The sequence below is a fragment of the Capnocytophaga sp. oral taxon 332 str. F0381 genome (assembly GCF_000318275.2).
Taxonomy (GTDB): Bacteria; Bacteroidota; Bacteroidia; order Flavobacteriales; family Flavobacteriaceae; genus Capnocytophaga; species Capnocytophaga bilenii.
This window is the reverse complement of the sequence record NZ_KB291320.1, coordinates 26,308-33,516: the sequence shown is the minus strand read 5'-3', so window position 1 is coordinate 33,516 and position 7,209 is coordinate 26,308. Positions and strand designations below refer to the sequence as shown.

Here is a 7,209-nt window from a genome sequence, read left to right as displayed (position 1 = left end):
CTTTGGGGTAGGGGGATGTTTATTCACATTGTAGCGGTGATTGGCAAATCGCCCTCACAAAATAAAACTTTTCGGACAGCCTCTTGAATACTATAATAGCTATTTTATTGCATATTTTTAGCTTCAATACTTAGGGTGGCGTGGGGTACAGCCATTAGTCGGCGTTTATCTATCAATTTGCCTGTAACGCGACAAATGCCATAGGTTTTATTTTCTATCCTAACGAGTGCATTTTTAAGGTCTCGGATAAACTTTTCTTGCCTAATAGCAAGTGCGGTATTTTCTTCTTTGCTAGTAACTTTAGAGCCCTCTTCAAAAGCTTTAAACGTAGGCGAAGTGTCATCAGTACCATTGCTAGCACCATTCATATACGAACTTTTTATGAGTTCTAAATCATTCTGAGCTTTTTTTATTTTTTCTTCTATAAGTGCTTTAAATTCTTCTAATTCTTTATCAGAATAGCGTACTCTTATTGTATCTTCCATAGTATTATTTTTTTATATTTAGTTCATTCATTTGTCATTTTTTTCAGCATCGTGTTTTTCAGCAGAAATCACCTTAGTTTTTTAGTTCTTTCAGCAAGCTCCATACCTCTACGCCTTCAATTTCTTCTTTATCTATTTGTTTGAAACCGTGTTTTTTATAAAAGAATACATTCATAGCTGTATTGGTAGAGAGGCTTAGGTAATGACCGCCATTGGCAGCTACCAAGGGTACTACTGCTTTGTCTAAAAACTTACCTCCTATGCGTTTTCCTTGCCATTGTGGGCTTACCAAAAAGCTCTCCAAATACCACGCTCCTGTAGGCACATTGTATTTGGCTGCCTCACTACTGCGTTCTAAGAACGGCAAAAAGTGATGTACTACATTGCTATAGGGTAGCAAATCAAGGGCACCGGAACGGATATAATCCCACACAGTAATGCGTGTTCTGCTTAAATCTTGCAATATGGCTACTGCAATAATATTGTCATCTTCTTCGGCTACCAAGCAATATCCTTTGCGGATATTACTTTTGGCTTGTACGTAATGCATCTTGTTCAAAAAGTCAATGTATTTACTATCGGCGGTAAAATGCTTGCTTAGAACGGTGCGATACATATTATAGTTAGCAAAAACGTCGGTTAGTAAAGTAGCTATTTTATTAGCATCATCGGCAGCAGCTAAACGAAAATCCATAAATAATTTAGTTTTTATAAAAAAGGCACTCCCTCACAACTCTTAAAATCAAACTCCAATGCCAAATTATTTAGTGCAAAAATAATAAAATAATTTAAAACAACAAAATATTTTTTCAGGTGGTGCGAGCCGCACAGGCTTCACATACTCGGCTGTGCCAGCTCGGTGCGAGCCGCACAGGCTTTTATCCTTCGCTCAACCTTCGCTTATCCTTCGCTCAACCTTCGCTCAGGGTTTGGTGAATTATGAATTGTGAATTATGAATTGGGGTAATTGTGAGGTGGAAATATAATGTACTAATATTCAAGTGGATATAAATGATAGAATTATTTTTTTATATTTTTTTTGGGCAAAAATTTGGAGATTTAAAAAAAAGCCGTACCTTTGCACCGCAAAACTGATAACAGTGGTCTATGGTGTAATGGTAACACAGCAGATTTTGGTTCTGTTATTCTAGGTTCGAGTCCTAGTAGACCAACCTTTTATGTTGCTTAAGTTGTTTGAGAAGCGCTTGTTTCTTAAACAACTTTTTTGATTTTATAGTGTAATAACTCTGAGCTGAACTTGGAAAAAGAAAGACTAATATTAAAAAAACATTCTAAATACTTGTGTGGAATAAATATAAATAGTACCTTTGCAGCGTTTTTATAAGTTATTAATAATGTTGCAGTTTCTATCTCTGTTGCGCTTACGTACTATTATAGGGGTTATTATCTTGTGGCTTTTGCCGCTGTCTTCTTGGGCGCAACCTGCCGATAAAGGTTTTATTTCGGGGAAAATACTTTACAAAAACGGGACTCCTGCTGCCAATGTGGTGTTGGTGTTACAGCCTTTGGGGGTTTATGAGTATACCGATGACAAAGGTACTTTCACATTGGCAGCTATTCCGCTGGGGAAAGAATACAACTTGGAAATTCGTCCTTTTGATTACGGAAACAAGCCTATTATTGTGAAAGTAAACGCTACCCAACCTCATAATAAAGTGATTGTAAAATTGGAACGCAATGAAGAAATTTCGCTAAGCGAGGTGGTGGTAGTGCAAAAGCACAAAGGGGCGCAAACTAAAGAAAAGGGATTTGCAATGGCGGTGGTAAATACCAAAGAAGCAAGTTTGAAAAACCTGCAAACTACAGAACTTTTGGGGCGCACTGCTGGGCTAAAAATACGACAAACGGCTGGATTAGGTTCGGAACTGAGCTATAACCTCAACGGGCTTACGGGCAACTCGGTGCGTATTTTTATAGATGGTATCCCGATGCGCAACTATGGGCGTTCGTTTTCACTCAGTAGCATTCCTCCTTCAATGATTGAGCGTATAGAAGTATATAAAGGAGTATTGCCTACTGAACTATCGGAAGATGCGCTGGGTGGAGGCATCAACGTAGTGCTAAAAAAAGAAATGCGCAATACACTTGTTAGTTCGTATTCTTACGGCTCATTCAACACCCACCAATGGGATTTAAACGCCTCTTTCAGAGAACAAAAAACAGGGATAACGCTGGGGCTCTCTTCTTTTCATAACTATACCGATAACAACTACGAAGTGTGGGGTGAAGGGGTGTATATTACCGACATCAGTACGGGGCGTATGAAACCTATCAGGGTAAAGCGTTTTCACGACAGCTACTACGCTATGGGCTTGAAAGGTACGCTGGGGGTGGTGCATAAAAAATGGGCTGACGACTTTAGCGTGGGCTTTATGTTTTCGCAAATGCAAAAAGACATACAAACGGGAGCAACAATGCACATTGTTTATGGTGATAGGCGCACTTATAGCCATAGTCGTATGGCAAACCTACAATACCGCAAAAACGACCTCCTCTTAAAAGGTTTAAACTTCAAAACCTATACTACTTATTCGTTAGTTTTTAGGAATGTGATAGACGACAGTCCTTATGTGTACAACTGGCGGGGGGAACGTATGCGCAATTTTGACGGTAGCTATATGACTCGCTCGCAAGGAGGCGAAGCAGGCAACGCTACTCGTGCCGAAAATACGGAAGCAGGACTCTCTAACCGCTCACAGCTTTCTTACCGATTAGCAAGAGCACACACCATAGGCGCAACTTTCTTTTACGAAGATTTTTCGCGTAAGGTGGACGACCCTTTGCAGTCTGCTAGTGTGAGGAATGCAATGGACAAGCTCAGTTATGGGAAGTATATATGGGGGGCGAATTACGAAGGGAAGTATTTTAAAAATAAACTCAACACTACTTTTTTCTACAAATCATATCACCAGAGTGTATCGCTCACGGAGATGAAAGAGCGTATCCGTCCTATTTATGGTTATACATTTAGTATTGATAGACATTTTAAAAAAGGGCATTATGAAGGTTATGGTGCAGTGTTATCATATGCTATAACCTCTAAAATAAATATCGCTGTCTCTGCTGAAAAAGCAATACGAATGCCTTCGTCATCTGAATTATTAGGTAACACTAGTGAGATGATAAATGCCAATTATACACTAAAACCTGAACGGGCTAATAACTTCAATCTAAGTCTAAACCTAAGTGATTTTTCTTACAAAAAACATACTTTAGGGGGTGAAGTTACTTTTTTTGTACGTGATATTCACGATATGATAACTCGTGGGTTACCAAGTATTACATCTAATAACTTTTCGTATGAAAACTTAGGCAAAATTAGCAGTAAAGGGGTAGATTTTGAGCTAAAGTATAATTTCAATAAGCAGTTGTTTATCAATAGTAACCTGTCATATAATCGTGCTATTTTCAATTTGGAATTTGATGAAGTGGGATTGCGCTATTTTTACTACAAAAACCGCTTGCGCAACCAGCCTTATTTCACTTCCAATACCAGCGTAGAATACGTTTTTAATAAGCTGTTTACAACAGGCGACCGCGCCTCTATAGATTACAATTTCAATTACACTCACCCGTTTTATATCAACTGGGAGAGCTTAGGGTCGGCAAACAAAACGATGTTACCTGCCCAACCTTTGCACGATATAGGGGTGAGCTATACTTTTGCCAATAGAAGGCTTACCCTTTCGGCAAGTGCTAAAAATATATTCAACATACAAGTATTTGACAATTATGCCTTGCAGAAACCAGGGAGGGCTTTTTATGGCAAACTTACCTATCATATTCAGTAACAAATTTCTAAATAAATATTTTATGCGTAACAAACTTTTTACATTAGGAAAGATAGCTACTTTGGCTATCGCAATAGCTACTACATTAGTAGCTTGTAAAGACAAGGAAGAGCCTCAAGCCCCTCCTACGCCTCCTACCCCACCTAGTGGCGAGGCTACCTTTAATGTGCTATACCGCGTAGGACACGACAGAGCAGCCGACTGGTCATTACAGCCTTTTAGCGAAGCAGGTATAAAGGTAGGCGAGATAAGCTTCCAAGGTAAAGGTTACAATCTTGGAAGCACTCGTACCCAGCAAGTGTTTAGTTCTCACAATGGTAGTGTTGTGTATGTGTATGACCAAGGTACAGGTGAGCTTAGCAAACTAAAACCTGCTGTAGGGAGTACTGAGGTTTATACTAAAATAGGCAAAATAGACACCAAAGCAGCTTTGGATAATGGTACTGGTAATATTCGCCTTATAGATGATAATACTGCCATTTTATACCGTTTAATTAGTAAAGTTACTACCGAGACCACTAACGGGGAAGTAGATACTACGGTAACTGCTACTGCTGTAATTGCTAAGGTTGATTTACAAAACCTTACTGTAAATGCAGCCCAAACTAAAAAGTTTAACTTGCCTGTTGCTACTACTTCAAAAACTATTCTATATGTAACAGGATTAGACATTCCTGTAGTAGCAAATGGTAAATTATATTTTGGGGTTGCTAAGAATGAAATATTCCGTAGTACGGGTAAAAAAACAGCAGGTGATAAGCTGCAGGGGAAAAACGAAGCTTGTTCGTGGGTGTTAGATTATCCGTCATTGAGTAATGATAATTTTATTACAAATGCAGCTGTGAAAGGAGCTACAGCGCGTCCTAACAGTTTTTACGGACTTTCATATGGAGTGTATAATAATAGTCTTTACCATACTACTATAGACGGGAAAGTACTTAAGATTACTAACGGCAGCTACGATACCTCGTATGAAATAGACCTTAAAACAGCTGCAGGATTTCCTGAAACAATTGCAGTTATGGGCTTTTTCTACGTAAATAATGGCATTGCTTACGCCAACTATAGTCTTGTAACCGACAAAGGGAAAGTAGTGGGTTATGATAATGCTGCTTCGGGGGTATTACGTATAGACCTGAATGCTAAAACAGCTGTAAAACTAAACGTACCTGCCAAATTATGGCTCAATTTTTACCAAGCTGCTAAAGTACACAATGGTAAATTGTATATGGCTTTGTGTCCTACTGATACCAAAGGAAATATCTATATTTTTGACCCTACCAAAACCGATGCTAACGGCTTTGAAAAGGGTGCTGCTTTAGAAGCTTTAGGTGGTGCACTCTACTTGGGAGTGTTCTAATAATTAGCAAATTAGAGAATTAGCAAATGCGGTACAATCTTTACGAAAGGTTGTACCGCATTTGTATTATACAAAGGCTGTCCGAAAAGTTTTGTTTGTAGGGGCGATTTGCCAATTGCCCCTACAATGTGAATAAACATCCCTCTACCCCAAAGGGAGGAAATGTCGCAATGCCTGTGCGGCTCGCACCTAAAATTTAATGGATTATTATAAATTTGCGAGGATAAAATATTTTTTGTATTTTTGCAAAGTAAAATTATGACTTTATGAAAACTGCCTTAGAAAATAACATCAACCAGTTACTCAATAAAAAGTTAGCTTCATTAGAAGAATATTTAAATGCTGATGTATTAGCTTATTACGGAAATATTTTAGATAATATAGAGAGTAATTTTCTTAGAATAGTAGAAGATATTGCAGGGAAAAATAATACTATTTATATAGTTTTGAACACTACAGGTGGGAGTGCTACCGCTGTAGAACGTTTTGTAAAAATATTACGGTTTCACTATGAAAAAGTAAATTTTATAGTGCCTAATTACGCTTATAGTGCTGGAACTATCTTTTGTATGAGTGGTGATAAAATTTTTATGGATTACTCATCAGTATTAGGACCTATCGACCCACAAGTGCGCAATAAAGATGGTAATTGGGTCGCTGCTTTGGGGTATTTGGACAAAGTAAATGAGTTTATAGAAAAATCTAGAAAAGGAACACTTACACAAGCCGAATTTCTAATGCTTAAAGATTTAGATTTAGCCGAATTAAGAGGCTATGAACAAGCTAAAAATTTAACTATTGATTTGCTAAAAAAATGGTTAGTAAGATACAAATTTAAAGATTGGACACATCATAAAAATACTCAACCTGTTTCTATAGAAGAGAAAATAGAACGTGCTACCGTAATTGCTGATAAATTAAGCGATAGTAATATGTGGAAGTCTCACGGTCGTCCTATAGATATAGGAACTCTCACTAATGAATTGCGATTAAAAATTGATGATTATAGCAAAGACAAAGAGTTGCGCCCCCTTATAAGAGAATATGATGAATTAATATCTAACTATGCTAATTCACCTGTATTTATTCACACTCGTAATTTTATTTGACACTATGGAAACACTTATTGATAAAAAAATCGATACCCTTATAACTACTTTTACTGAAACCTATAAAGAAGATAACAATTTTAAAAAATTGTTAGAAGCTAATGAGCTCTACAACGAACTCATAAAAGAAGGTAAAATGAAAAAGCGTGGTTATACCTTAGCTTCTGCTACAGAAATATATGCAAAAACAGTAGTCTTAAACCAATCTAATTTGTCAATTTGACGATTTGTATTATACAAAGGCTGTCCGAAAAGTTTTGTTTTGTGAAGGCGATTTGCCAATCGCCCCTACAATGTGAATAAACATCCCCCTACCCCAAAGGGGAGAGATGTCGCTATCATACTTTTAAAACTTTTCGGACAGCCTCTTTTTTGTGTATAAAGTCGTTAGACACGTGCCGCAATCTAAAATTAGCAAATTAGAGAATTAGCAAATGCGGTAC

Annotated in this window: 6 protein-coding genes and 1 tRNA gene; 5 read left to right on the top strand and 2 right to left on the bottom strand. The window is 37.6% G+C overall.

The features are described 5' to 3' along the window. Positions 1 to 104: 104 nt before the first annotated feature. The gene (locus HMPREF9075_RS08195; RefSeq protein ID WP_009416063.1) at positions 105 to 485 is read right to left on the bottom strand and encodes a TraR/DksA C4-type zinc finger protein; all 381 of its coding nucleotides are present in this window, start codon (positions 483 to 485) and stop codon (positions 105 to 107) included. Between the two features lie 73 nt (positions 486 to 558). Then, positions 559 to 1,179, bottom strand: coding sequence for a GNAT family N-acetyltransferase (locus HMPREF9075_RS08190; RefSeq protein WP_009416062.1), 621 nt, complete (start codon positions 1,177 to 1,179; stop codon positions 559 to 561). Positions 1,180 to 1,586: 407 nt separating this feature from the next. Between HMPREF9075_RS08190 and HMPREF9075_RS08185 the strand changes: the two genes are divergently transcribed. From HMPREF9075_RS08185 to HMPREF9075_RS08165, 5 genes are all read left to right on the top strand, one after another. Further along, positions 1,587 to 1,657, top strand: a tRNA-Gln gene (locus HMPREF9075_RS08185). A 183-nt stretch (positions 1,658 to 1,840) separates the two neighbouring features. Continuing rightward, positions 1,841 to 4,297 carry a TonB-dependent receptor domain-containing protein gene (locus HMPREF9075_RS08180; RefSeq protein WP_009416060.1) on the top strand — a complete coding sequence of 819 codons (2,457 nt, stop codon included), beginning with the start codon at positions 1,841 to 1,843 and terminating at the stop codon, positions 4,295 to 4,297. Between the two features lie 22 nt (positions 4,298 to 4,319). Beyond that, positions 4,320 to 5,657 (top strand): hypothetical protein, encoded by a 1,338-nt coding sequence (locus tag HMPREF9075_RS08175; protein WP_157049241.1) that lies wholly within the window; start codon positions 4,320 to 4,322, stop codon positions 5,655 to 5,657. A gap of 266 nt (positions 5,658 to 5,923) precedes the next feature. Next, positions 5,924 to 6,766 carry an ATP-dependent Clp protease proteolytic subunit gene (locus tag HMPREF9075_RS08170; RefSeq protein ID WP_009416057.1) on the top strand — a complete coding sequence of 281 codons (843 nt, stop codon included), beginning with the start codon at positions 5,924 to 5,926 and terminating at the stop codon, positions 6,764 to 6,766. Between the two features lie 4 nt (positions 6,767 to 6,770). Beyond that, on the top strand, positions 6,771 to 6,989 hold the full coding sequence (locus HMPREF9075_RS08165) for a hypothetical protein (RefSeq protein WP_009416056.1): 219 nt from the start codon (positions 6,771 to 6,773) through the stop codon (positions 6,987 to 6,989). The last annotated feature ends 220 nt before the right edge of the window (positions 6,990 to 7,209 follow it).